The sequence below is a fragment of the Desulfofundulus thermosubterraneus DSM 16057 genome (assembly GCF_900142025.1).
In the GTDB taxonomy this organism is placed as follows: Bacteria; Bacillota; Desulfotomaculia; order Desulfotomaculales; family Desulfovirgulaceae; genus Desulfofundulus; species Desulfofundulus thermosubterraneus.
This window is the reverse complement of sequence record NZ_FQZM01000003.1, coordinates 235,029-259,499: the sequence shown is the minus strand read 5'-3', so window position 1 is coordinate 259,499 and position 24,471 is coordinate 235,029. Positions and strand designations below refer to the sequence as shown.

Sequence of the window (24,471 nt, the reverse complement as noted above, 5' to 3'; positions counted from 1 at the left end):
GTGGACAGGGAAACCCGCAGGTTAATTGCCAGAACAGTGACTGCCGTTCGGGAGCTGCTGGAAGAAGATATGGCCCGGCAACTGGAAGGTACCTTTGGCATTACTCCTTACCTGGTCGAACCGGAAGAAGCTATGGCCGTTTTACAACGGCATCCGGACCTGCTGGTCCGGCGCCGGGAAATTATATCGGCCATTCACTATTACATCAGTGCCGGGCAGACCCAGGCCCGGGCCGTGCAGGAGTATATCCGGGAGGCCGCCTTTACGTACTTAAACCGCCTGGTGGCCCTGCGCCTCATGGAGGCCCGGGGCCTGGTGTCCGAAAGCGTCGGCCGGGGGAGTGAGTCCCGTGGCTTCAAGCTATTTCAGAAGGTCTGCCCGGGCCTGTGCCGGAACCTGCCCGACGGGGGCTACCGGCGCTACCTGGAAATGGTCTTTGACGACGTAGCCGGGAAAGTGCCCCTGCTATTTGACCGCAGTCTCCCCCATTCCCTGCTCTTTCCATCCCCGCCGGTGTTGAAAAAGGTACTGGAATGGCTCAACCGGCCCGAACTGGAAAGCATCTGGGATCAGGACGAGACCATAGGCTGGTTTTACCAGTTTTTCACTCCCAGGGATGAACGGGAAAGAGTACGCAAAGAGAGCCAAGCCCCCCGGGACAGTTATGAAATGGCCATCCGCAACCAGTTTTACACTCCTGAATACGTGGTGCGCTTTCTTACCGACAATACCCTGGGGCGGTTGTGGTATGAAGTGAATCCTGCCACTTCCCTGGTCCAGTTCTGCCGGTACTTTATTTACCCGGAGGGGGAAGGGGTTAAAAGGCAGATGAAGCCCACGGAGATCAAGGTGCTGGACCCGGCCTGTGGTAGCGGCCACTACCTGCTCTACGCCTTTGACCTGCTGGCTCGCATATATGAGGAAGAGGGTTACCGGCCGGCGGAGATCCCCGGCCTGATTTTAAAACATAACCTCTTCGGCATAGACATCGACCCCCGGGCGGTACAGATTGCCTCCCTGGCCCTTTACTTAAAGGCGAAAAAATACCACCCCGGGGCGGTGGTTGGATCGGCTCGGGTGGTCTGCGCCGGCCCCATGCCGGGGGACGAGGGGCAGTTCCGAAAATTTTTGGCGGGTCTGCACTCGGTATTGCAGGAAATCGTTAAGGAATTGCGGCAGTCCCTGGAACTGGCCGCGGAGGCCGGCTCCCTTCTCAAGCCGGAAGCCGCCTTGCGCGCGGTAATTGAAAAGCAAAAGGAGTATTACCGGCAGGCGGCCTCCCTCTTCCGGGAGACCGCTTCCTGCTATGCTGCCGGTCCGCCGCCCGAACTCCCCGAAGATTTCTGGCAGCGGGCGGAAGAAGAGATCATGGCCCTTCTGCGCCGTTATGAGGCCACCGTCAACGGCAGCGGTGCCGCCCGCCGGCTCTTTGCCCGCCAGAGCCGGCAGGGTATTGAGTTTACCCAGCTTCTCCGCCAGCGGTACGACGTGGTGCTGATGAATCCGCCCTTTGGTGAGGCCTGTATATCAGCCCGCAAATATATTGAAACCACTTACCCCCGCACCAAAAATGACGTCTACGCCGCCTTCGTGGAGCGGGGGCTGGAACTCTTAAAGCCGGAAGGCTTTCTGGGGGCCATTACCAGCCGCACCGGATTCTTTCTCACGACCTTCGGCAAATGGCGCCAGGAAGTCCTGCTGCCTGCCACCTCGGTGGTGGCCGTGGCCGACCTGGGTTCTGGCGTACTGGATACGGCTATGGTGGAAACGGCGGCCTACGTGCTGGCCAGGCCCAAGCGTTCCGGGGAATCTTCCCTCTTCTTCCGGTTGTTGAAAGTGGAAGACAAGGCCGGCGCCCTGGCCTCCTGCGTGCAGGCGGTGAATACGGGGGAGGAAAACCCGGCAGTGTACGACGTAGACCAGGACACCTTTAATCTGCTTCCCGGCGCGCCCTTTCCCTACTGGGTGTCGGATTCCATGCGGCGCAAGTTTGTGGAATTCCCGCCCTTTGAAGGCAACGGGGGTTTGGTGCGCCAGGGTCTGGCTACCGCCGACGACTTTCGTTTTGTCCGGGCCGCCTGGGAGGTGCTCCCGGAGAAGGTGGGGCAGGGGAAGAAGTGGGTGCCCTTTGCCAAGGGCGGGGAGTACTCCCCCTATTACGACGACATCCACCTGGTGGTGAACTGGGAGAATGACGGGGCGGAGATAAGGGCGTTCCTGGATGAAAATGGCAAGCTTAAATCAAGGCCCCAAAACCAGGAGTTTTACTTCCGGCCGGGGCTGACCTGGCCTTACCGTACAAACAAGGGTTTTAATGTTCGAGTCAAACCTGCCGGAACCATTCACGGTCATGTAGGACACAGCTGTTTCATTGCCGGGGATGATCCAGAGAAACTTTTATATTGCCTGGGCTGGTTTAATACGAGGCTGGTTGAATGCTTGTTAAGATGCCTGACTACATATAAATGGGAAGTTGGGTATGTACAGAAACTGCCCTTTATGTGGCCGGAAAAGGATTTTATGGGCCAGGTGGCCTCTTTGGCCTTTAAATGTTTTAACGCTCAAAGAAAAGTGGATTATGGCCATGAGGAAAGTCATGCTTTTATCAGACCGGTTCTTTTACGAAAAGGTCAATCGTCTATTGTATCGAATTTGTTAGATGTGCTGGCGGAGATGGATGAAATTAAGAGCGAGCAATTGGAGGCGGCATATCAAATAGACCGGCTTTTTATAAAATTGTATGGGCTCACCCCGCAAGAAGAAGGGATTTTAAGCTCGGAATTGCTTCCCAATCCGGCCTCCTATCCTTGTCAGGAGCTGGATACAGAGGACTTTAAACAGGCTTTTTTTAAAAAGGAAGAAATATCCGTCAACAGGATCAGTCATGAAGATGATGAATGTGAACTGGAAGAGACAGTGTCAGAAGATAGAATTAAAACTGGCTATGGTACGCTGACATACCTCTCCCACCTCTTCCGCGCTCATCCCCGGTCCATTGCGGCCAAACGGCGGGAGCTGGGCCTGTACCGGCAGGAGGAGCTGGCGGAAGAAGTGGCCAATTTGCTCATGTACGCTGTGGGCTGCGCCTTCGGCCGCTGGGACGTGCGTGTGGGGCGGCGCCCGGAACTGGCCCCGGCATTGCCCGGCCCCTTTGACCCTCTGCCCGCCTGTGCCCCCGCCACCCTGGTGGGGCCCGATGGTCTGCCGGCCACATCCGGTCGCATAGTCAGCGAAGAATGGCTGCAGGCCCGGCCTGACGCCATTACACTGCCTCCTGCCGGGCAGGTGCAGCGGCCGGTTATTAATGATGATGAATATCCCATCCCGGTGGCCTGGGACGGGGTGCTGGTGGACGACCCCGGCCACCCGGCCGACATTGTGGACCGGGTGCGCCGGGTGCTGGCCTACCTCTTTGACGACCCGGGGACTGTAGAGCAGGAGGCCTGTGCCATTCTGGGGGTGAAGGACCTGCGCTCCTGGTTGGCCGGCAAATTCTTTTCCTTTCACATCAAGCGCTACTCAAAAAGCCGCCGCAAGGCGCCCATTTACTGGCAGCTCCGGTCATACCGCAAAAACTATTCGGTATGGCTGTACTACCACCGCCTGACTGGGGATACCCTGTTTCACGTGTTACGTACTTACATCGGCCCTAAAATTCAATACGAAGAAAGGAAACTGGCCGAGTTGCAGGAGAAACTGGCCACCGCCCGGGGAGGCCGGGAAGAGCGGGCGTTGCACCGCCGGCAGGAGGAACAGAAGCGTTTCCTGGAGGAACTGCTCCGTTTCCGGGACGACTTGACCGCTGTGGCCCACGCCGGTTATGAGCCCGACCTGGACGACGGAGTGCTGATCAACATTGCTCCCCTTTACCGGGTAGTGCCCTGGCCCGACGCCGAACGCACCTGGAAGGAACTGCTGGCCGGCAAATACCCCTGGAGTAAAATAGCTCAAAAAATGTTTAGGCAATAAAACTGGTGCGATAAAGGCTATCAATAAAAATCAAAAAGCCCCGTGGGGCTGCAAGGGTGAGGGTGAATTCGTAAGCTTAACATGTAGCACATAATTCCTTTTCTTCCATTAGCCTTTCTTTTAAAACAAAACGGATAGTTGATTCTATTTCCTCTGAACAATTCCAAAACTTTATACTACGCTTAAATCTCTCAAGACCGACTTCTTTAAGCAATTTACCAAAAGCCTCATCACAAAAGGAATGGGAAGCCATCTCAACATTGGCAAAGTCTAAAATAACGCTATTTGGGCTTGATAGGTTGAGTTTCTCCAGAATAAGCAGCCTTACTTTTTTCCCTAAAGTACGGCTTGTAAGATGCGAACCAAAATTCTTGAGTATTATCATAACTATTCCTCCTAAAACAAATCATCAAATTCAGCATCTATAGGGAATTCGCTATCAAAAATTTTTTTTGGGTCAATCGGTTTGTCAATATTGAATACCAAAGATACGATGGTTCCTTGCCAATACTGATGTTTTTTATTAAAAACTTCGTCGTTAAGTAATGTATAGTGGGCGTTCCCGGAGATTATATCCATCTGACCAGAATTTTCTTTTATAAATCTTTGACATACAAAAAGGCCTTCCCCGGCATTCTCAAGGGGTTTGCTAGTTACTTTTTTCCCCAAGGCAGTTTTAATCGCCTCAAAATCGTCGAGTATAAATCTATACATAGGGTTTCCCCAGAGCGACTCTTTAATACCTATTCCGCAATCAGCTATGGCAATTTCTACTTTTTTCAGGCTTTTATATGTTTGCGCACATACAAATCCATTGACAGGAGAATTGCTGTGATGAAATACGTTATTGATTACTTCTCCTAGAGTATGAGAAATTGCGTTTATCATGTTTCTTTCAGGTTGCATTTGCTCTTTTATAATGTTTGCAAGTTGCTCTGTAACCTTATCGGCTTCAGACTCTGATATTACTTCGCGTAATTCACAAAGCGAAAAATTTGATTTCGTCTTAGGAGCCGGGTTCTCACGAATAATCCCAAACTGATCATAAAACCCCATCCTTTTTAAGTATTGCCTTACCTCATAATTCTTCGATTCTCTTAAATAATATCGATCCGCTATTTTAAGGTGTTTGGAGAACTTCATTAATGCAACAATGGCAACAAGACCGGACGGTCGAACAAATTCTACTCTGGAAAAATCAAAAATAATTTCGTTTATAGGACTTGTACTTGCTTTCCAGAGTGCTTCTAAGTTTATTTTATTAATAGTATTAATTTCTAACTCAAAAGGAATCGGAATATGTAACTTTCTAGTATCCATAATTTAACACTATCCGCCTGTATTGAAACAAAGCAGGAAATACAATGGAGTGGGGGGATTAAAATCGGGACTATTGTCAAGTTCCTGAAAGGTTCTCTATCGAGGAAAATGGCCGTTTTGAAAGGTTTAAAACATTTAAGCTCGGAAAAACTTTGTATAATTCAATTTTAATAACTATAGTATATATATGTCCATTCCTTTTAAAGGCCAAAAATTGCCGTTTCGGGATACCAGTATCCCTTAAAAGCGCGGGTTTAGCGAATATCAGGGATTTTTACAGGTACGCGCATACGCTTAGTTCCTACCGTCTTTTACCCTCTGCAAAAAAAAGGAAAAACACAGGAGGTTAACATGGGACCAATCAGTCAATATATACTTAACCGGGTGAACAGGTTGCTAGACGAACACCGGGTGGTGGTGTGGTACGATCCTGGACGGAAATTTGACTCCCTTCTGGAGCATCTTGCTGGTGATGAAACCCGCGTTATCCGTTTCACCGGCAGTTACTACCGGTTGCTGGCAGAAGCAGAAGAACTGTTTGACCGTTACGATCAGACCAACCTTCCGGCCATGCCCCGTCTGCTTCTATATATCCCGGCCACTCCCCTGGACGGGCACATGGATGTACTCATGGAAATAAGCATGGCCGGGGAGGTCTTCAAGGAGTCCCTGCCCACCCTGGCCCGATTGGCACTGCGGGACCGCATACCCCGGGCCAGACTGGAGCAGTTGCTCTCCGGTGATCAGCTCACCCTGGCGGACCTGGACCGGCTGGCGGAGGACCAGGGCCCGGGCGGTTTGGTACCGCTGTTGTTTAATACCGCCGCCGCCCACGAAATTGCTGTGAAATATCTTTGCGAACCTGAATGGGCGGAAAGAGTGAAAGAAAAAGGGTGTTTTGCGGAACTGGCCGCTCTTTTCCGGGACTCCTTCGGCCTTCCTCTGGAAGGTGTTTCCGGCCACGAAGCCCTGAAAAAGGCCCTGGCCCGGCAGATCCTTCTTACTGAATTCATTGACGATATGGGGGAGGGGGCGGATTTAAGCTCCCTGACCCACTTTCCCTTTCCCTCGAAGCGCGACCAGGTGGAGTGCTGCCGCCGGGCGGCCGAATTGATGCGCCAGCTGAACTACGCCGTTCCCGCCTACATGGAGCTGGCCCGGCAGGTGGAAAAGGATTACCGCCTGCGGGAAATAAAGCTGGACCCGCAGGGGCTGGGTCGGGTGGATACCTTTCCCTTTGAGGAGGAAACCCTTCTCATTGCCCTGGAAAAGCTCCTTTTAAACGGGCAGGAAGACCTGGCCCGGGAGTTGATCGAACAAAGGCGTTCCTCCTTCTGGACCCGGGTGGATCCCCGGCGGGCCGTCCAGTGGCAGGCCGCCGGCATGGTCCTGGAGCTATACCGGGAAGTGCAGCGCATAGGCGGGGAAATCGCCCGCCAGCCCCGGCTCTCCCCGGAAGCCTGGCTGCAGATGTACACCGGGCCCGTTAACGGCGGTGGGGAATGGTACCGGCTGGATATGTGCTACCGGCAGCTGGAACGGTTATTAATCAACATGGAGGAGGACTTTGCCCTGGCCGATCTTTTAGACCAGGTGCGTCGGGCTTATTTTCAGACCCTGCGCCGGTTAAACGAAAATTTCAGCCGCTCCTTGCAGGAGTATGGCTTTACCTTTACCGGCTTTACGCTTCAGTCCGACATCTACGACCGGTATGTGGTCCCCCTTCTGGAGCAGGGGCCGGTGGCCTATTTTCTGGTGGATGCCCTGCGCTTTGAAATGGGAGTGGAGCTGGCCCGGATGCTGGGACAGGTGCGCCGGCTGGAACTGTTTCCCGTACTGGCTACGCCCCCGACCATCACCAAAGTGGGCATGGCCGCCCTGCTGCCGGGGGCCAGCCGGGGTCTGACCCTACTCGCACATAATGGCGAATTGGCAGTTAACATTGGGGATGTCATGCTGGATTCCATTACTGCCAGGCAAAAGTACCTGCAGCATCACCTGGGCCATTCCCTGGCCGAATTCACCCTGGCTGAAATCTCCAGTAAGGGCAGCCGCAGCCTTTTCCGGGCGGTGGCCGGGAAAAGCCTGGTGGTGGTTCGAACCAGGGACATAGACAGCATTGGTGAAGAGGATCTCTACCAGGCCCACCGGGAAATGACCGGGGTGCTCGGCCTGATCCACCGGGCCGTGCGTCGGCTGGCCCGGGCCGGGGTACGCCGTTTTGTCATCACTGCTGACCACGGTTACCTGTTGGGGGAGAGGATAACTGAGGATATGAAAATAGACCCTCCTGGCGGGCAAACGGTGGAATTGCACCGGCGCTGCTGGGCCGGTTACGGGGGGAGCGCTTCTTCCTCATACCTGCGTTTTACCGCCGCCGGGTTAGGCCTGGGCGGCGACCTGGAGCTGGCCTTTCCCGTCGGCACAGGTGTGTTTAAAAAGGCCGGGGGCGGCACGGCCTATTTCCACGGGGGACTGTCCCCGGCCGAGTTGGTTATTCCGGTGCTGTCCTTTGAACTTGACCCTCCCGCCGGGAAAGTTACGGGGGATCAGTTTATTCTGGACGCAGGTAAAACAGAAATCAACAACCGCATTTTCACCGTCAGAGTAAATTACATGCCGGCCCTGTTTGCTGCGGAAAAATACCGGGTTCGCTGTGTGGTTGTGGCCGGGGAGCGGGAAATCGGTGTAGCCGCCACGGCTGTTTACGGATATGACAGCCAGACCGGTGTAATTGAACTGGAGGCCAAGCGGGAAAACCACATCACAATGATGATCAATGAAGGAGACGGTGGTACTATGAAGGTGCAGTTGCTGGACGCCGCCACGGGAGTGGTGCTGGCGGAGCAGGAAATTCCCTACCGGTTCAGTATATAGTCCTTGAAGGTGATGAATTGTGCCGCAACTGGATCAACTGGCCAATGAGGTTTTTCCCGGGAAAGTGGTGCGCAAGGACCTGGTGCGCCAGGTCAAGGTAGGAGCCAATGTGCCCGTTTACGTGCTGGAATACCTGCTGGGTAAATACTGTGCCACCGATGACGAGCGGGCCGTACAACTGGGCCTGCAGGTGGTTAACAGGACGCTGGCGGAAAACTTTGTCCGGCCCGATGAAAGCATGAAAGCCCAGTCCCGGGTGAAGGAGCAGGGCCGGCACTCCTTTATTGATAAGGTGCGTGTGCGTCTTTTGGACAGCGAGGATAAATACTGGGCCGAACTGGTCAACTTCGGCCACCGCTATGTGCACATTCCTGACGGAGCCATCCGGGATTATCCCCGCTTACTGGAAGGGGGAATTTGGGCGCATATCCAGATGGAATATAATGCCGACGAGACCCGTAAGGGTCAGATCCGCCCCTTTTTTATCACCGGCTTGAAGCCTATCCAGGTGGCTTCTTTCGACATGGAAGAGTACCGCCGGGGGCGGGAGAAGTTTACCACGGAGCAGTGGCTGGATTTCCTCATCCGTAGCACCGGCCTGGAACCGTCCCATTTTAACCGCCGGGTGAAACTGCTCTTCCTGGCCCGTCTCATTCCCATGGTGGAGCGCAACTTCAACCTGGTGGAACTGGGTCCGCGGGGTACGGGGAAATCCTTTATCTACCGGGAGGTTTCCCCCTACACCATTTTAATCTCAGGGGGTAAAACCACCGTGGCCAACCTGTTTTACAACATGGCCACGGGCAAGATGGGCCTAGTGGGCTTGTGGGACGTGGTAGCCTTTGACGAGGTGGCCGGCATCCAGTTCCAGGACCGCACGGCGGTGCAGATCCTGAAGGACTATCTGGAAAGCGGTTCCTTCAGCCGGGGAAAGGAGGAGCTGATTGCCGACGCTTCCATGGTTTTTGTGGGCAACATCAACCAGCCGGTGGAGGTGCTGGTGCGGACCTCTCACCTTTTCCAGCCCCTGCCCGAGGCTATGCAGGACATGGCCCTCATTGATCGCTTTCATTTTTACCTGCCGGGATGGGAAACGCCCAAAATGTCCAGCCACTTCTTCACCAATCATTACGGTTTTGTTGTAGATTACCTGGCCGAAGCCTTCCGGGAACTGCGCAAGTACAATTATACCGAGGCGGTGGACCGTTATTTTTCCTTCGGGTCTCATCTAAACGCCCGGGATGTGAAGGCCGTTCGCAAAACAGTCTCCGGTTTGATCAAGCTCCTGCACCCCGACGGCAATTTTACCCGGGAGGAATTGCAGGAATACCTGGAGCTGGCCCTGGAATGCCGCCGCCGGGTGAAGGAACAGTTGAAGAAAATGGGCTCCTTTGAATATTATCAAACCAGCTTTTCCTACCGGGACAAAGAAACCATGGCCGAAACCTTTGTCGGCGTGCCCGAGGAAGGCGGACGGGATCTCATTTCCAGCGACCCCATGGCGCCGGGATGCGTCTACACCGCCGCCCTGGCTGAGGGGGACAAGGTGGCCCTGCACCGCATTGAAGTGAGCCGCATGCCCGGCAATGGAAAGTTGAAGATAACCGGTACCAATGACCGGCCCATGCGGGAATCTATTTCCACAGCCTTTGACTACATCAGGGCCAGGCGCAAAGAGCTGGGCATTGAAAAGGATCTGGCCAGTTACGACTTCCACGTGCAGGTGGTGGACCTGATGGCCTCCAAGGAAGGGAGCGAGGCCGGGGTGGCCTTTTTTGTAGCTTTATATTCGCTCCTGAAAGAAATACCGGTTCAGCCGGGCCTTGTGGTGCTGGGGGAAATGACCATCCAGGGTAACGTTATCCCCTTGCGCAGCCTCACCGAACCCCTGCAGGTAATCATGGACAACGGCGCCTGCCGGGTGCTCCTGCCGGTGGAAAACAAAAGGCACTTCTTCGAGGTGCCCGGTGAGATCGTGGAAAAGGTTGACCCCATTTTCTACTCCGATCCTCTGGTGGCAGCCATGAAAGCCCTGGGGGTGCGGTAGCTAAGCGTGTACCAGTGCAACAAAAATCCAGTGGCCTTCTTTTCCGTCATGAGGGCTGCTTTATGTTGTTTGGCCAGAGCGGCGAGGTAGGCATCTACAAAATCAATGTTTTTTTCTGCCATGTCTTGTAAAGCCTGGACAGCCAGATCGGAATTGCCGACTTGAATACCACCCGCGTGAATAAAGAAAACCAGCGTATTAGCAATCTCCCGTTTGGTAAATTTGTAAAAAGAGGAGAGAACCTAGACGATTTCAGCTATCACCAGGTGGTGAAGGCGCAGGCAAACTTCCCCCTTCTCGGCACGGGCCATCAACTCCAGCGCCTGGGCGGCCATCTCCGGCGGATTACCGGTAAGAAATCATAGGACAACGTTGGCATCAATCCATAAATAAATCATTCTTTCCCTTTACCCAGGATCTGCCGGGCAATACTGGCGGCTACTTCCTCACGCACTTTTTCTTTTCCAGGATATTCCTTAACAGTTGGTAAAGAAGCGTATAACTCTGTTAAGCGCTTGCGTTTAAAAGACTTTACCTTAACCTCGCCTTCCGGGCTTACATCAAAGAGTAGGTCGTCTTCCGGTTGCAGGTTAAGCATGCGGCGCACAGTTACCGGCATGGTTATCTGGCCCTTACTCGTTAATCGTGCCTTAACATATGAATACCTGCTACGAACCTCCTTACGGACAGCATATGTCCTTCATCGAGCTGTGTCAAGCCGTTCCCTTAAGGCAGGATCCCACTGCTACTGGCAGAGATCGGGTTGCAGGTTCTGGGTGGCGCCGCAAGGCTCTATCTCGCCGGTCGCTGCTGCTTCACGGTCCTTTCCAGGGCGTCTTCCACCTGCAGGGCATAGTCGGCCAGCAGGTGGAGGTTATGGTGCAGGTATTCCCACGCCTGGAAGTTTACACGGTCGTGGCACAGTATATTGATGGCTTCTGTGATAAAGGAAGCCGCCCGCCGGGTAATGATGCCGGCCCGGTGCAGTACCAGGGGCAGCTGTTGCCGTTCTTCCGGTACGGGTAGCCCCAGCCTGACCACCGCCCGGTGGGCCAGGTTCAGGCAGGTGCGCAGAATGCCCTCATAGGAGGCAAAAACCTGGCCCCGGGCGGTGCGGACGATCCAGGTTGCCTTTAGCCGCCAGGCGGCAATGGTGGCCTCCTCCGGCGTAGGGCGGCCGTGCCGGAAAGCCAGCTTTTCCAGTTCCGCCTTAAAGGAGGGATCCGGGGTGTGGATCGGCAGGGCGCCGGCCAGCATCCAGGGGAGGGAAGAAACGGTGTGGGGTGCGTTCAGCACCACCACTTCCACCGGGGTGAAGAGCCATTCCGCCCGGGGTTCGGCGTCATAACCGGGAAAAAGCGCCTCCGTCAGGGAGTATTCCAGTGCCGTTGCCAGGTCCAGGGCGTCGTCTGTGTTCGGGCACAGGGAGGGGTAAAGGCCGATGCCCACATCCACATCACTCAAAGGGGTGGCCGTGCCCCCGGCATAAGACCCCATCAAATAGGCTACGGCCACCTGTGGCCGGTCCTGGACATGGCGTTTAATTTCACTGATAATTTTTTCGCTCTCGAGAAGCATTTTTATTCCTCCCCGGGTGCAGGTAAACAGTGCAGGCAAATGGGAGTGCCCCTGCCGGGGTAAAAGTACTATTGTATCCACTGGCCTGACCTGCCCACTGACATGACCGGGCGGCTGGGTACCCTTCTCGAACCACAGAACCGGGAAAAGCCCGAAGTCCGGTTTTTAGTCAGGTAATTTTCCAGGCCCGGCATGCTATGTTTAGCTTACGTACCAATATTGTCAATCCAATAGCTCAAGGGCCAGTTGCTGCTAATTGCATCCGGGATTGAGTCCGGTTATTTTATTTAGTATAATCTTGATTAGACTAATCATATCATAATCAAGTTATATTAGCAATGAGGTGCTGCTGTGACTTTTGTGAACCGGAAAGCTGAACTACACTGGCTGGAGGAAGCTTACAAAAGCGGTCGTGCACAGCTGCTGGTGTTATACGGCCGCCGGCGGGTGGGGAAAACGGAACTGCTCAGGGTTTTTTGCCGGGAGAAGAGACACGTCTTTTTTGTGGCCGACCTGGCGCCCGACCGGGAGCAGCTGGCCGCTTTTTCGCAGCGGCTGTGGGAGCAGGCCTACGGACAGGCAGAAACGGGTTTTTCCTTTCCTTCCTGGGAAGCTGCCTTCCGTTTTATGGGCGGGCTGGCCCGCCAGGAGCGGCTTATTGTGGTGCTGGATGAATTTCCCTACCTTATGGAAACCAATCCGGCCATACCTTCCATTCTGCAGAAAGTCTGGGACGAGGAATTGAGGAATACCGGGATATTGTGTATTTTGTGCGGTTCCTATGTAGGAGTGATGGAGAGGGAGGTTCTGGGATATAAGAGCGCTCTCTACGGCAGGCGCACCGGGCAATACCTGATTGAGCCCCTGCACTTTCACGATATGGCGGGCTTTTTCCCGGGGAGGGATCCTATCTGGCAGGTGGAAGCCTACGCCGTGCTCGGTGGAGTGCCGGCATACCTGCTGGAATTTATAGATGAAGATGATCTTTTTGCCGGCATTGCCCGCCGGGTGCTGCGCCGGGGCACCTTCCTCTATGAAGAACCGCGTTTTCTTCTCATGCAGGAACTGCGGGAGCCGGCCAATTATTTTGCCGTGCTCAGGGCCATTGCCCACGGCAAAACCCGCCTGAATGAAATCACCCAGGCGGCGGGCCTGCACGACCGCAGCGCCGCTTCCCGTTACCTGGACATATTAAGGGACATGGGTTTAATCAAGCGTCTGGTGCCGGTGACGGAAAAGCAGCCGCAGAAAAGCCGCCGGGGTATTTACCGGTTACAGGATCAATTTCTGCGCTTCTGGTTTCGCTTCGTTTACCCCAACCGCAGCGACCTGGAGGAGGGAGAAGCGGAGCGGGTGCTGGAAACCAGGATCAAGCCCCATTTTCCGGAGTTTGTTGGCCCGGCCTTTAAAGAGGTTTGCCGGCAGCATTTGCGACTCCTGGGGCGGCGGGGGAAACTTCCCTTTTATCCCTACCGCCTGGGCTCCTGGTGGGACGGGCAGAACGAATTGGACCTGCTGGCCATCAGTGAGGATGAAGCGGCCATTATGGTGGGTGAGTGCAAGTGGTGGGCGAAACCGGTAGGGGCAAATGTACTCTCCGAACTCCAGCAAAAGGCCAAAGCCGTGCTGCCCCATTTTCAGCGGCCGCCGCATGTGTATTACGCCCTGTTTGCACGGAACGGTTTCACTGAAGAGCTGCGTGAGATGGCGGCGGAACGACACGACCTGCTGCTTATTGAAGCCAGTAAATTCCATAGTTCAGGCGATTTGTGAACGTTTATTCCCTGTGATTAAGTTTTCTAAAAGGCATTCTTTCCGCTGAGGTGAGCCAGGCATGGTTACTGAAATTGCGCCGGAAAAGCTTAAATTGATAGCCGCACAGAAAGAAGATGAAAACTGGGAATTCCGTTCCTTTTTAAAGACCAGGATTGCGGGTGAAGAAGTGGATTCCCTGGTGCACAGGCTGTATAAAGATATTTCCTCGCAGGTTGACTGTAAACAGTGCGCCAACTGTTGCCGGGAATGCAGTCCAGTTCTGCACGATAAAGATATCACGAGGTTATCTCAAGGGACGGGTATGCCGGTTTCCGAATTTATAGAGAAATACTTGAAAAAAGTTGAAAACGACTATGTTTTCAACCAGAAACCATGCCCGTTTCTAAAGAACAATCTGTGTACGCAATATTCATACCGTCCCGGTGATTGCAGGAGTTATCCTCACTTGCACAAAAAGGGTTTTGTTTTCCGGTTAATTAGTGTAATTGATAATTATGCCGTCTGTCCGATTGTATTTCATGTTTACGAGGAACTGAGAAAAGAGTTGGGCTGGAAGAAAAGGACCAGACCCGGAAGAGTGCCGACGTATGGTTAACGTCAACACCCTGAAGGAGCTCTCGCTCATCCTGTGGAGAACTGTTTCACGTGCTACTGCTTACATCAGCCCTAAAATTGTAAAGCCTGACAGTCCTTGTCACGGACGTGGAACACAAAGCAGGCCTCTGATCAGGAAAGAGCATCTGCGGGAAAAAATTGACTGTTCAACGGTAGTAAAATAAGCAAAACGGAAGAAATCGGCATTTACAATCTTTCCCTGTGTCTGAATAGCAATATTTTACATTGCCCGCCGAATTCATTACCTTATCTTTCCAAATTCTATCGGAGGTGTGTCATGCTTACCAAACTTCTCGCCAGCATTGGCATTGGTTCTGCCAGGGTAAACCTGGAGGTGGCGGGGACTGCGGTCCCCCTGGGCGGGAGCCTGAATGGGACTATCAGGATCCAGGGCGGGAACGTCGAACAGCGGGTGGACAAAATCTACATCAACCTTATCCTATCCTCAGCCTACAAGGCCGGGGATCAAACCAGGAACATTCGCCGGACCATCGGCACGGTCACGGTGGGGGAGAAAATGGTGGTCCGGCCGGGGGAGGAAAAGATCTACCCGGTGAGTTTCCAGATCCCCTTCGGCCTGCCCATTTCCAGGGGCCGGACCAGGTACTTCCTCCAGACGGGGCTGGACATACCCCAGGCCATTGACCCGGTCGACCATGACCCCATTCAAATAGTGCCCAACAGGGAGTTCAAAATGTTCTTCGATGCCTTAAGGTTCCTGGGCTTTCGGGAAAAGCCAGGTTGTGGGGATTACAACGGCCGCTTCCAGGAGTTTGAGTACCGTCCCACCACCTATTTTGCCCGGGAGCTCGATGAAATCGAGGTTTATCCCGTGGCCGGGGAGAGGGAACTGGTGGTGGTCATGCAGCTCGACAAAAAGGCCCGGGGCCTCTTCGGGTCTCTCTTCTGGACGAGCTGGACCTGGACGAAAGATTTGTCCGGTTTACCATCCCCTACAGTGAAATAGACAGTGTGGCCGGGCTGGCTGGAATGCTCAGGAGTATTATTGAAAGGGAATACCGGAAGATTATTTAGTGGAAAATGACTTTGTCCCCATTTCCACATTGGATGCCACCTTTAATTTCCCGTTTAATTTGCGGAACAAAAAAATTTCCTTAGGGAGCTGTTACAATGAAGTCTTACACCGAGTACCTCTGGTTCAACACTGCCCGCCGGAGGGAGTACATCAATATAACCTCTCAGGTGGAGGAGGCGGTAAAAAAGTCCGGTATTAAGGAGGGGCTGGTGCTGGTCTCGGCCATGCACATTACCGCCGGGGTCTATGTCAATGATGCCGAGGAGGGGATTATCCAGGACATCGACAATATGCTGGAGAAGCTGGCCCCCTTTGGTCCGGATTACCTGCACCACCGCACCGGAGAAGACAACGGCGACGCCCATCTGAAGAGCATCCTGGTCCACCACCAGGTGATCCTCCCGGTGACCGGCGGAAGACTTGACCTGGGCCCCTGGCAGCAGGTTTATTATGCTGAATTCGATGGCCGTCGGCGGAAAAGGGTCATTATTAAAGTGCTGGGGGAATAACCAACCTGGATCTACAACATAAGATGTGGGTTTACTTTTAGGTTTTGGATGCATTTTGTCTTGTAATAGGAATATACGTCTTGTATACTGTAAGAAAAGGGAGGTGTGTTGTTTGAGCACAAGAAATATCATTAAAACCACTGTCAGTCATCGTTACCAGACCGTTATTCCAGCCGGGATTAGGGAACGCTATAATATTCGGGAAGGGACGCGTATAGCCTGGATCGACCAGGGCGGGGAGATAAAGATAATTCCTTTGCCAGCTGAACCGGGTAAACTTTTCCGGGGTGCTGGAAAGGGAAAGGATTTGCTCGGTTTACTGATGAAGTACCGGGAAAAGGAACGGAAAGTAAATGAGTGACATCAAAAAATACGTGCTGGACACCAGTGCCCTGTTGACCTATTACCAGGATGAAGCAGGAGCTGACCTGATCGAAGAGGTATTTGTACAAGCTTCCTCAGGTAAGGCAATTGTTTATATTTCGTTCATGAGTATTTTTGAGATTGCTTATCTGGCCATGTCCAGGGAGAATCTGGATGAGGCAACAAAACTGGTTCTCCAGCTAAGGGAATTGCCACTGGAAGAAGTCTGGCCTGACGAGGAGTTGCTCTGGTTGGCCGCACAAATAAAAGCAAAGGGCGGGTTAAGCGTGGCCGATGCTTTTATTGCTGGCCTGGCAAGGAAAAAAGCTGCTACGCTGGTGCACCGGGATCCGGAATTCAGCAGAGTTGATCTGGAAATTGATCAGTTGATGCTTCCGGCTAAAAATATCCCGAATTCTCAATAACCAGTTCGGATAAAAATTGGGCTGAAATCCTCTGACAATGCTCAACATGATCCGGCCAGGTAGCCGGATTATTTTTGTGTACGCCCGAGCATGGTCGTGGTCTATTATATATAGAGAAATACTTGCACCGGCAGCCGGCGCCCGCTTCAAGGCGGGCTGTTTACAGGATTAAAACTATACCCGAATGGTACTGATTTTCTGGAACCCTGCTCTTCTTCATTATTCTTGTATCCATAAGAGAAACCATTTACCCATAATATCTACCGTTATAGTACATTTTTGCACTCCTCGCACCAACCACCAAAACCCTGCCTGACTGACTGGCTGGCCATCCAGCCTGAAAATAAAATATTTTTTGGAGGGATTACTACCGTGAAAAAAATCTGCCCTTCTGCCGATGAAGTCCTCTTTCAATTCATCTCCGGCCGGGACGGTGTGGAAACGGCCTTTCACCGCCTGTCCGAGCAACAATCGAAATGCGGTTTCGGCCTGCAGGGAATATGATATTCTGCTGGGGGAACCACAGCTGTCCTCCCAGCCGGTGGGTTTTGGCGTGGTGGACCCGGATTACATCAACATCATGGTCACCGGTCACCAGCATGCCCTGATCGGCCCGGTCCAGGAAGGCCTGGGAGAGCCCTGGGCCGTGGAACTGGCCCGGGATGCCGGGGCGAAGGGCTTTAAAATTGTGGGCTGCACCTGTGTGGGCCAGGACATCCAGTCCCGGGGCGGTGAGGTGTTCGCCGGCCATGCGGGCAACAACTTCACCAGTGAGGCGCTGCTGGCTACCGGCGGCATAGACCTGGTGATCAGCGAATTTAACTGCACCCTGCCGGGTATTGAGGAGGTCTGCCGCCAGTATATGGTGGCCCAGATCTGCCTGGACGATGTGGCCAAAAAGCAAAACGCCGGCTGCCTGCCCTTTGACCCGGCAGGTGGGGAATCCATTGCCCGCCGGGTTGCCGGATAGCGGCAGAGAGCTACCGCCGGCGCCGGGATAAAGTAACTGTTAACGTACCCCGGCACGGTTACCCGAATTCGCTGGCAGGTTTTGGCGAAAGGAATTTACGGGCCTTTTTAGGCGGGCACTACAGGCCATTAATTGACCTCATCGCCACCGGACAGATCAGGGGACTGGTGGCCATAGTTGGCTGCTCCAACCTGACTGCCGGCGGTCACGATGTATTTACCGCCGGGCTGACCAGGGAACTGATCCGGCGGGACATTTTGGTCCTTTCTGCCGGTTGCACCAGCGGCGGGCTGGAGAACCTGGGCTTTATGTCTTCCACGGCAGTGGAGTGGGCCGGGGAGAAGCTGCAGAAAGTCTGCCGGGAATTGAACATACCGCCGGTGCTGAACTTCGGCCCCTGCCTGGGTATCGGCAGGCTGGAAATGGTGGCTGCCGGGATAGCAGTACTTCCCCCTATCTTATACACCCACTCTGAAACTGGAGCGGGCTTTTTTGTCTGAGCCAGAGGGAACCTTGATGAGGAAAAACCTGCTTCTTCCTGTTCCAGGGCAGGATTTTTGTTGCCGGCAGTAGAAGAAAAAGTCGAGTTATTTTTTGGAGGAACCTGTGGGGTGTACAAGAACAAGAAAGAGACAGTCTCTTTATCAGGCTAGGCCTTCCCCATAGTCACCTTAGAGGAGAAGAGGAGAACCAGAAGCGTGAATACGGAAGCACAAATCTGCCCTTTTTTCCAGCCGGTGCTGGCAGTGGACACTTACAGCATATGGGGTTACGAAGTCTTGGGCAGAAAGGTGACGCCGCAGGGTGTTGAGAGTCTGGGTGGATTTTTTCACGATCCAGCTGTGCCAGTGGAGGAAAAGCTGGAAGTGGATCGTTTGGTACGCCGCAAGGCACTGAAGTTTTTTAAGCAGAGCGGCAGGAATACACGGTTGTTTTTAAACATCCAGCCGCAGTGGCTTTGCCCTTTCATGGGCCAGGAGCGAAAATTTCCCACCCTGGAGTATCTTGAAGAATTTGGTATTAGTGCTGGCCAGATTGTGGTGGAAATAAGCGAAACAGAATTCTGTGCAGACATCGAAAGCCTTTCCATACTGGTTGCCAGGTATCGCGAAGCCGGTTGCCGGATTGCCGTTGATGACGTTGGCCGCGGTTTCAACAACCTGGAGAGAATTATTGCTACTCGTCCGGATTTTTTGAAGGTGGATACCCTGCTGGTCAGGAAGAGCATGCAGGAAGAGTCGGCCCGTTACTTGCTGGAAGCCCTGGGTTATTTTGCAGAAAAATCGGGGTTGAGCCTGATTCTTGAAGGAATTGAAGATGCAGAGTTGTTGCGGTTAGGGCTGGAAATCGGCGCACGTTACTATCAGGGTTTCTTTTTGGCTCCCCCGGCGCCTCGTTTGGCCGAAACTGCTGGCCTCGCGGAGCTCATGAAACGAGAAGTCGAAGGTTATGTGCGTGATGAAATCCAGTGGCGTACCAGACGATGGCGGGAGGCCGAAGAACTAGATAAGCTTCTGAAAAACCTTCGCTTCTCTGGCACTACTCAAAACCTCGATGAATACATAGGTAGGTTAATGTATTGCCTGCCCGGATATTGTTTTCGTATCTATGTATGTGACGGTTATGGCTATCAAAAAACGCCCAACTTCACCCGCAATCCGTGTGGCGGGTGGACCGTTTCCGGTGAATATCTCAACCGTAACTGGAGTTGGCGCCCATACTTTCCTCGTGGTATCACCTTTGCCAGACAGCTGGGCAAAGGAATTGCTTCCGAACCCTATTTCGACCTGGAAACCCGTCTAAAGATATGGACATTTTGTTATTTCCTGGGTGACGACCTGTACCTGTTTATTGACAGCCGGGTGAATTAAAAAAGATTTCAGCCACCACAGAAAGGTTAAAAAACCTGGATGGTGCGGGACACGCCCGGCCTTCCAGTTTTTTGTGGGGGAGCCTGGTAGTCTTCAGTGAATCTTTCCACGAGGTGTTTTTCATGCGGAGAACCCGGGTCGTTCTGCCAGTCATTCTCGCCTTCCTCATCGTTTTGAATCCATAACAGGAACAGAAGGCCCCTATGTTTGCGGTGGGAGGGGATTAATAGTGAAACCGTTTAAAATTTGCGACGGCCTTTACCAGATCGGCGGCCCGGAAATCACCGCCCCGGAGGACTGCTGCGTTTACCTTCTCGACGGCGGCGGTGAGCTGGCCATAATCGATGCCGGACTGGGCCGCAGTGCCCCCGAACTGATCGGCAACATAAAGAAGCTTGCCCTTGACCCCGCTTCAGTGAAATATCTGGTGGCGACGCACGGCCACATCGACCATACGGGAGGGCTGGCTTATCTTAAGGAAAAATTACAGGCCAAAGTGGTGGCCCACGAGCATGAGCTGCCGGCAGTGGAAGGGAAAAATGTCTCGCTGACCGCGGCAAGTTATTACGGCGTGAAGTACAGGCCGGTGGCGGTCGATGTTGTTCTCCGGGGCGAAGAAGAAACCCTGGATCTGGGGGGTCTTAAACTTGTCTTTCTCCATACACCCGGCCACACTCCCGGAGGAATTTCCCCTTACGTTGACTTCGGAGGGAAAAGGATTCTTTTCGGACAGGACATCCACGGTCCGTTTCATCCCGCTTGGGGCTCGGATCTGGCCGCTTGGGAACAATCGATGCGAAGGCTTTTGGCTCTTAAGCCAGATATCCTCTGCGAGGGGCATTTCGGGATTTATCAGCCTTATGAAAAGGTCAAGCGGTACATCGAAGGCTACCTGCAACGCTATCGGGAAAAAGCGTAGTTTTTGGCCAACGGATTAAATGGAGTATGATGGAAGGCCCTCTCGTGCGGGTACCGGGGATATTAGCGCGAGGGTTTGCCGGCTCTAGTCCCGTTGAATGGAGTTAGGCGTTTGTGTTTCTTTGGTGGCGTCTGCCGGCGGGAGAGGCTCTTCCCCGATTTCCCAAGCAGCTTCCGGCTGAACGTCACCTGGCCTGATTAAAACGGCCTTCCTGGCACGGGGAGCCCAAACTTTGAACACCAGATAACCCAGCGAATATACGCCCGTCAGAGCGAGGCCGGCCAGAAGGCCCGCACCCTGGCCGGGTATCAGGGGCATGCTGGCCATGATAGCCAGCAAAGCGGCCAGCCCTCCCAGAGTTGTGTAGGGGTAGCCCGGCAACTGGTAGCGCCCGGTGGGAGGACAACCCCAAGCTTTGCGGAAGCGGTAATGGGTGGCCATGATGATCACGTAGGCCAGAAGTAAAGAAAACCCCCCTGAAGCAACGAGGAAAAGGTATATTCCCTTCGGCAGCAGGTAGGACAGGCTTACTCCGGCCAGCATGGCTGCACCCGAAAACAGGATTCCTCGCCGGGGAACCGCTACAGAACCGGCAGGTTCCTTCAGCCAGGATGGGGCGTGCCCCTGTGCATAGAGAGTAACGGCATTCACCGCCGGCCCCTCCAGCAAAAGCGCGGAGGGCTTTTTTAAAGCCGGGTTTTACAAAGCGCTGTGGGTTGTGGTACATATTTAGGGAGGCGACAAACAGGGAAAAAAGGAGTAAAGACAATGAAATTAAAGGTGATCCCCGGGGATTTCGTGGTCAGGGAATTGGCTCGCCTGCCTCTTCGGGAAAAAGGACCCTACCGGCTGTACCTTTTAGAAAAGAAGGGATGGAATACCATCGATCTTTTGCTCCAGCTTGCAAAGGCACATGGCCTTCCCTACCGCCTTTTTGCTTACGGGGGATTAAAGGACAGGCATGCTCATACTTTTCAGTACGTCACGGTTAAGCATCCCGCTAATTTAACCACCGGGGACAAAAACTTTCACTTCCAGAGCATTGGCTATATGGACAGGCCCATGGGGCCCGATCTTCTGGAGGGAAACGAATTTGCCATCACCATCCGCGCCCTCAGTGCGGAAGAGGTATCCCGCATCACCCGCCGGGTTGATGAGGTCAGGGGTTTCGGCTATCCCAATTACTATGATGACCAGCGTTTCGGCAGCATGGACCGCCAGATGGGCTTCATGGCCGAGAGATTGCTGAAAAAGCACTATAACGGCAGCCTGCAGATCTACCTTACCGGTATATACCCGGAAGAAAAAAAAGAGGCCAAGGAACGAAAGCGCTTTTTCCGCGAACACTGGGGGGATTGGGCGACCTGCCTTTCCCGTGCCAAAACCACCATGGAAAGTAGAATATTTTCCCTGCTCGCAGAGAAACCAAAGGCCTACATAGAGGCGTTACAGATGATCCCCAGGGAAGAGCTTTCGCTCCTTTTTTCGGCCTACCAGAGTTTTCTCTTTAACGAGCTTTTAAGAAGGGTTTTGCAGGATCTCGGGCTTGATCTTGCGGCTGTTCCGGGAGTGGCCGGACCCTATCTTTTTTACCGGCGCCTGGAAAGAAAAGAGCTTACCTATTTGAAGTCTCTTGCCCTGCCGCTGGCTGCCAGCCGCATGGAGTTTCCCGATGCCCGCACCGAACAACTCTTTGCAGCCATCCTGGAGGAAAGAGGCATCAAGCGCAGCAGTTTCAACCTCCGCAAGGTGCGGCAGGCGTTTTTTAAGTCCACTCCCAGGAGTGCCGTAGTTTTTCCCGGCGATTTTCGTTTGGAGCCGGCGGAACCCGATGACCTTTACCCCGGCAGGCAAAAAATCCGCCTTTTCTTTAAGCTGCCGCGCGGGAGCTACGGGACAATGCTCATCAAGAGGCTGACCATGCCTTGAACAATGATCATTGACCCCTGTAATAGCCGGGACGATATGCCCGGCTGGCAGAGGTAAAGAACAGCGGTGAGGTGAGAAAAATGGTGGAAAAAGGGCGGCAGCGCCTGGATAAAGTGCTGGCACACATGGGGTTTGGTACCCGTAAAGAGATTAAAAAACTGGTCAAAGAAAAACGAATTATGGTTAACGGGGAATTGGCCAATGACCCGGGATTACACGTTTTACCCGTCCGTGATCACATTGAGGTGGACGGCGAACCCGTAGAGTACAGGCAGTACATTTATATAATGCTAAATAAGCCGCAAGGCTTTCTGTCGGCCACCGAAGATAGATTTGCGCAAGTAGTAGTTGACCTGCTTCCTCCTGAGTATCGTGCATTTCATCCGTTCCCTGTAGGGCGGCTGGACAAAGATGCAGAGGGATTGCTTTTACTTACCAATGACGGCAAACTGGCCCATCAACTCCTGTCACCAAAAAAACACGTGCCCAAAACTTATTATGCCGTGGTATGCGGGATGGTTACGGAAACTGATGTGGAAGCATTTCGTAACGGGGTAACCCTGAACGACGGCTACCGGACCATGCCCGGTGAGTTAAAGATTCTTCGCTCCGGACCGGAATCGGAAGTTGAACTCACCATTTATGAAGGAAAATATCATCAGGTAAAGCGCATGTTTGAAGCTGTGGGCAAGAAAGTAATCTATTTGAAACGGATTGCCATGGGATCCTTAATCCTCGATGAACGGCTGAAGCCCGGAGAGTATCGTGAATTATCGGAAGAAGAAATAAAAAAGCTGCGGGAATTAAACCCGACAAGATAGCAGCCCGGGTGGTGGCCTCGTACGAACCCCGGGCATAAAAGTCTTCTTGACATGTTCTTTCCTGGCGTGATAGTATTTTGCCAGACAGGGAGCCGTAGGGTGCCCCGAGGTTTAATAAGCTAATAGAATAGAGTTGAGCTGAGGTGAGCTGAGATGAGTGGATTGGGTTGATGAAGCCAACACTCATCATCATGTGAGTGTTGGTTTTTAATTTTCCCGAGGTTGATTGGGGTTACGGTTAGTTTATAATGCGGGGACTTACCTGTGGTAGTAAAAGGCCAAATAAAAAGAGCTTAGCTGAGGAGGTTTATATGTTGAGGAAGAGTTTGTTAGGCGTTATTGCGGTTTTATTGCTGGCTGGCCTGCTGGTTACGGGCTGCAGCGGGGGTGCTGCAAAAGAGGGTAAAAAGGAAGAAAAATCCGGGGCTGCAAAACCTATCGTTTTGAAATATGCTTTCTTTGCTCCCGCCAATACTTTCCCCGCCAAGCAAATGGAGAAGTGGAAGGAAGAACTGGAGAAGCGGACCAATAACAAGGTCAAGGTCGAGTTGTTCCCCGGGGGAACCCTGCTGACTGCTCAGAACATGTATGACGGGGTAAAAAATGGGGTGGCGGACATCGGCTTATCCTGCCCGACCTACGAACCCGGCCGTTTCCCGCTATTGGCCATTTCAGATTTGCCTTCCGGTTTCCCCAACTCCAGGGTAGCCAGCCGGGTGGTCTTCGATCTGATTAAGGAGTTTCCGCCCGACGCCTTTAAGGATTTTAAGATTATCACTGCTTTTGCCACTGAGCCTGCCCGCCTGATGGTCACGGAGCCGGTCACCAACCTGCATGACCTGAAAGGGAAACAAATTAGAATATCCGGGGCCCTTACCCCGGTCTTAAAGGAATTGGGCGCTTCCCCTGTGGGGATGCCCATGTCGGAGGTCCCGGAAGCCCTCCAAACAGGTATTATTAAGGGGCTGGTGAGTTCGCGGGAAGTCCTGATGGATTTGAAACTGGCGGAGAAACTCAAGTATACGACAGATTACCCCCTGACCGTTACCAGCTTTGTGGCGGTGATGAATAAAGATGTCTGGAACTCCCTGCCGCCTGACGTGCAAAAAGTGATTGATGACTTGAGCCTGGAAATGGCCATTTGGACCGGCGAATACATGGATAACCACGTCAAGGAAGCCCTGGAATGGAGTAAAAAGGAACACGGCCTGCAAATAATCACCCTTTCTCCGGAGGAGAAGGCGGCCTGGGACAAAATTCTCAAACCCATCCAGGATAAATACGTTGAGGAATTGAAGGCAAAGGGCCTGCCTGCCGAGGAATACAAGAAGAGGCTCTATGAATTGAAGGAGAAGTACAGCAAGCAGTAATTCGTGTTCAGCAAAACCGTAATGACGTGGATGCGGTGGGCATCTTGGGCGAAGCACTGGAGTGAGCGAGGACCCA

Annotated in this window: 21 protein-coding genes and 1 pseudogene; 17 read left to right on the top strand and 5 right to left on the bottom strand. The window is 53.2% G+C overall.

All coding sequences use genetic code 11. The annotated features are described in order from the left end of the window. Positions 1-3,969, top strand: a complete 3,969-nt coding sequence (gene pglX, locus BUA65_RS01245) for a BREX-1 system adenine-specific DNA-methyltransferase PglX (protein WP_131821447.1) — start codon at positions 1-3, stop codon at positions 3,967-3,969. Between the two features lie 76 nt (positions 3,970-4,045). On the opposite strand, the gene BUA65_RS01240 is transcribed toward pglX, so the two are convergent. Together BUA65_RS01240 and BUA65_RS01235 are read right to left on the bottom strand one after the other, a co-directional pair. Then, on the bottom strand, positions 4,046-4,354 hold the full coding sequence (locus BUA65_RS01240; RefSeq protein WP_072866934.1) for an STAS-like domain-containing protein: 309 nt from the start codon (positions 4,352-4,354) through the stop codon (positions 4,046-4,048). An 11-nt stretch (positions 4,355-4,365) separates the two neighbouring features. After that, a complete protein-coding gene (locus tag BUA65_RS01235; protein WP_072866933.1) occupies positions 4,366-5,289 on the bottom strand; it encodes an ATP-binding protein in 924 nt (307 codons plus the stop codon). Between the two features lie 351 nt (positions 5,290-5,640). Here BUA65_RS01235 and BUA65_RS01230 point away from each other — a divergent pair, with 351 nt between their 5' ends. After that, the gene (locus tag BUA65_RS01230) at positions 5,641-8,166 is read left to right on the top strand and encodes a PglZ domain-containing protein (protein WP_072866932.1); all 2,526 of its coding nucleotides are present in this window, start codon (positions 5,641-5,643) and stop codon (positions 8,164-8,166) included. Positions 8,167-8,185: 19 nt separating this feature from the next. Beyond that, positions 8,186-10,213, top strand: coding sequence for a protease Lon-related BREX system protein BrxL (brxL, locus tag BUA65_RS01225; protein ID WP_072866931.1), 2,028 nt, complete (start codon positions 8,186-8,188; stop codon positions 10,211-10,213). Positions 10,214-10,607: 394 nt separating this feature from the next. On the opposite strand, the pseudogene BUA65_RS01215 reads toward brxL, so the two are convergent. Both BUA65_RS01215 and BUA65_RS01210 read right to left on the bottom strand, forming a co-directional pair. Further along, positions 10,608-10,847 (bottom strand): annotated as a pseudogene (locus BUA65_RS01215) (AbrB/MazE/SpoVT family DNA-binding domain-containing protein); the annotation flags it as partial. Positions 10,848-11,005: 158 nt separating this feature from the next. Then, positions 11,006-11,791 (bottom strand): nucleotidyltransferase domain-containing protein, encoded by a 786-nt coding sequence (locus tag BUA65_RS01210; protein WP_072866929.1) that lies wholly within the window; start codon positions 11,789-11,791, stop codon positions 11,006-11,008. Between the two features lie 351 nt (positions 11,792-12,142). Between BUA65_RS01210 and BUA65_RS01205 the strand changes: the two genes are divergently transcribed. The 11 genes from BUA65_RS01205 (at position 12,143) to BUA65_RS01160 (ending at position 20,275) form a co-directional block, all read left to right on the top strand. Beyond that, entirely contained in the window at positions 12,143-13,564 is a 1,422-nt protein-coding gene (locus BUA65_RS01205; RefSeq protein ID WP_072866928.1) for an ATP-binding protein, read from the top strand. 61 nt (positions 13,565-13,625) lie between these two features. Next, positions 13,626-14,162, top strand: a complete 537-nt coding sequence (locus BUA65_RS01200) for a YkgJ family cysteine cluster protein (protein ID WP_072866927.1) — start codon at positions 13,626-13,628, stop codon at positions 14,160-14,162. Positions 14,163-14,459: 297 nt separating this feature from the next. Continuing rightward, entirely contained in the window at positions 14,460-15,149 is a 690-nt protein-coding gene (locus BUA65_RS01195; RefSeq protein ID WP_242656195.1) for a sporulation protein, read from the top strand. A 164-nt stretch (positions 15,150-15,313) separates the two neighbouring features. Beyond that, positions 15,314-15,727 carry a secondary thiamine-phosphate synthase enzyme YjbQ gene (locus BUA65_RS01190; RefSeq protein ID WP_072866926.1) on the top strand — a complete coding sequence of 138 codons (414 nt, stop codon included), beginning with the start codon at positions 15,314-15,316 and terminating at the stop codon, positions 15,725-15,727. A gap of 112 nt (positions 15,728-15,839) precedes the next feature. Further along, on the top strand, positions 15,840-16,088 hold the full coding sequence (locus BUA65_RS01185) for an AbrB/MazE/SpoVT family DNA-binding domain-containing protein (protein WP_013823890.1): 249 nt from the start codon (positions 15,840-15,842) through the stop codon (positions 16,086-16,088). Beyond that, positions 16,081-16,515 carry a type II toxin-antitoxin system VapC family toxin gene (locus BUA65_RS01180; protein WP_084061938.1) on the top strand — a complete coding sequence of 145 codons (435 nt, stop codon included), beginning with the start codon at positions 16,081-16,083 and terminating at the stop codon, positions 16,513-16,515. Before BUA65_RS01185 ends, BUA65_RS01180 begins: the two co-directional genes overlap by 8 nt. A gap of 372 nt (positions 16,516-16,887) precedes the next feature. Then, on the top strand, positions 16,888-17,019 hold the full coding sequence (locus BUA65_RS18960) for a hypothetical protein (protein WP_278246241.1): 132 nt from the start codon (positions 16,888-16,890) through the stop codon (positions 17,017-17,019). Between the two features lie 49 nt (positions 17,020-17,068). Next, positions 17,069-17,485: an anaerobic carbon-monoxide dehydrogenase catalytic subunit gene (locus BUA65_RS18955; RefSeq protein ID WP_278246240.1), complete on the top strand. Its 417-nt coding sequence runs from the start codon at positions 17,069-17,071 to the stop codon at positions 17,483-17,485. Beyond that, positions 17,458-17,985, top strand: a complete 528-nt coding sequence (locus BUA65_RS18950) for a hypothetical protein (protein ID WP_341349593.1) — start codon at positions 17,458-17,460, stop codon at positions 17,983-17,985. Before BUA65_RS18955 ends, BUA65_RS18950 begins: the two co-directional genes overlap by 28 nt. Positions 17,986-18,183: 198 nt before the next feature. Next, a complete protein-coding gene (locus BUA65_RS01165) occupies positions 18,184-19,356 on the top strand; it encodes an EAL domain-containing protein (protein WP_072866923.1) in 1,173 nt (390 codons plus the stop codon). Positions 19,357-19,585: 229 nt separating this feature from the next. Further along, positions 19,586-20,275 carry an MBL fold metallo-hydrolase gene (locus BUA65_RS01160; protein ID WP_072866922.1) on the top strand — a complete coding sequence of 230 codons (690 nt, stop codon included), beginning with the start codon at positions 19,586-19,588 and terminating at the stop codon, positions 20,273-20,275. Positions 20,276-20,359: 84 nt separating this feature from the next. Here BUA65_RS01160 and BUA65_RS01155 read toward each other — a convergent pair whose 3' ends face one another. Then, the gene (locus BUA65_RS01155; RefSeq protein WP_072866921.1) at positions 20,360-20,926 is read right to left on the bottom strand and encodes a hypothetical protein; all 567 of its coding nucleotides are present in this window, start codon (positions 20,924-20,926) and stop codon (positions 20,360-20,362) included. A 117-nt stretch (positions 20,927-21,043) separates the two neighbouring features. Between BUA65_RS01155 and truD the strand changes: the two genes are divergently transcribed. The 3 genes from truD to BUA65_RS01140 all read left to right on the top strand — a co-directional run bounded on the left by truD (position 21,044) and on the right by BUA65_RS01140 (position 24,395). Next, positions 21,044-22,204, top strand: coding sequence for a tRNA pseudouridine(13) synthase TruD (gene truD, locus BUA65_RS01150; protein ID WP_072866920.1), 1,161 nt, complete (start codon positions 21,044-21,046; stop codon positions 22,202-22,204). 80 nt (positions 22,205-22,284) lie between these two features. After that, positions 22,285-23,025, top strand: coding sequence for a pseudouridine synthase (locus BUA65_RS01145; RefSeq protein ID WP_072866919.1), 741 nt, complete (start codon positions 22,285-22,287; stop codon positions 23,023-23,025). Between the two features lie 311 nt (positions 23,026-23,336). Next, positions 23,337-24,395 carry a TRAP transporter substrate-binding protein gene (locus BUA65_RS01140; RefSeq protein WP_072866918.1) on the top strand — a complete coding sequence of 353 codons (1,059 nt, stop codon included), beginning with the start codon at positions 23,337-23,339 and terminating at the stop codon, positions 24,393-24,395. Positions 24,396-24,471: the final 76 nt, after the last annotated feature.

What these genes read in the sequence shown, in the direction of transcription:
- BUA65_RS01240 (WP_072866934.1), bottom strand. Translation starts at nt 4,354, where the DNA reads ATGATAATACTCAAGAATTTTGGTTCGCATCTTACAAGCCGTACTTTA.
- BUA65_RS01210 (WP_072866929.1), bottom strand. Translation starts at nt 11,791, where the DNA reads ATGCTTCTCGAGAGCGAAAAAATTATCAGTGAAATTAAACGCCATGTC.
- BUA65_RS01235 (WP_072866933.1), bottom strand. Translation starts at nt 5,289, where the DNA reads ATGGATACTAGAAAGTTACATATTCCGATTCCTTTTGAGTTAGAAATT.
- BUA65_RS01190 (WP_072866926.1), top strand. Translation starts at nt 15,314, where the DNA reads ATGAAGTCTTACACCGAGTACCTCTGGTTCAACACTGCCCGCCGGAGG.
- BUA65_RS01140 (WP_072866918.1), top strand. Translation starts at nt 23,337, where the DNA reads ATGTTGAGGAAGAGTTTGTTAGGCGTTATTGCGGTTTTATTGCTGGCT.
- BUA65_RS01230 (WP_072866932.1), top strand. Translation starts at nt 5,641, where the DNA reads ATGGGACCAATCAGTCAATATATACTTAACCGGGTGAACAGGTTGCTA.
- BUA65_RS01145 (WP_072866919.1), top strand. Translation starts at nt 22,285, where the DNA reads ATGGTGGAAAAAGGGCGGCAGCGCCTGGATAAAGTGCTGGCACACATG.
- BUA65_RS01195 (WP_242656195.1), top strand. Translation starts at nt 14,460, where the DNA reads ATGCTTACCAAACTTCTCGCCAGCATTGGCATTGGTTCTGCCAGGGTA.
- truD (WP_072866920.1), top strand. Translation starts at nt 21,044, where the DNA reads ATGAAATTAAAGGTGATCCCCGGGGATTTCGTGGTCAGGGAATTGGCT.
- BUA65_RS01180 (WP_084061938.1), top strand. Translation starts at nt 16,081, where the DNA reads ATGAGTGACATCAAAAAATACGTGCTGGACACCAGTGCCCTGTTGACC.
- BUA65_RS01200 (WP_072866927.1), top strand. Translation starts at nt 13,626, where the DNA reads ATGGTTACTGAAATTGCGCCGGAAAAGCTTAAATTGATAGCCGCACAG.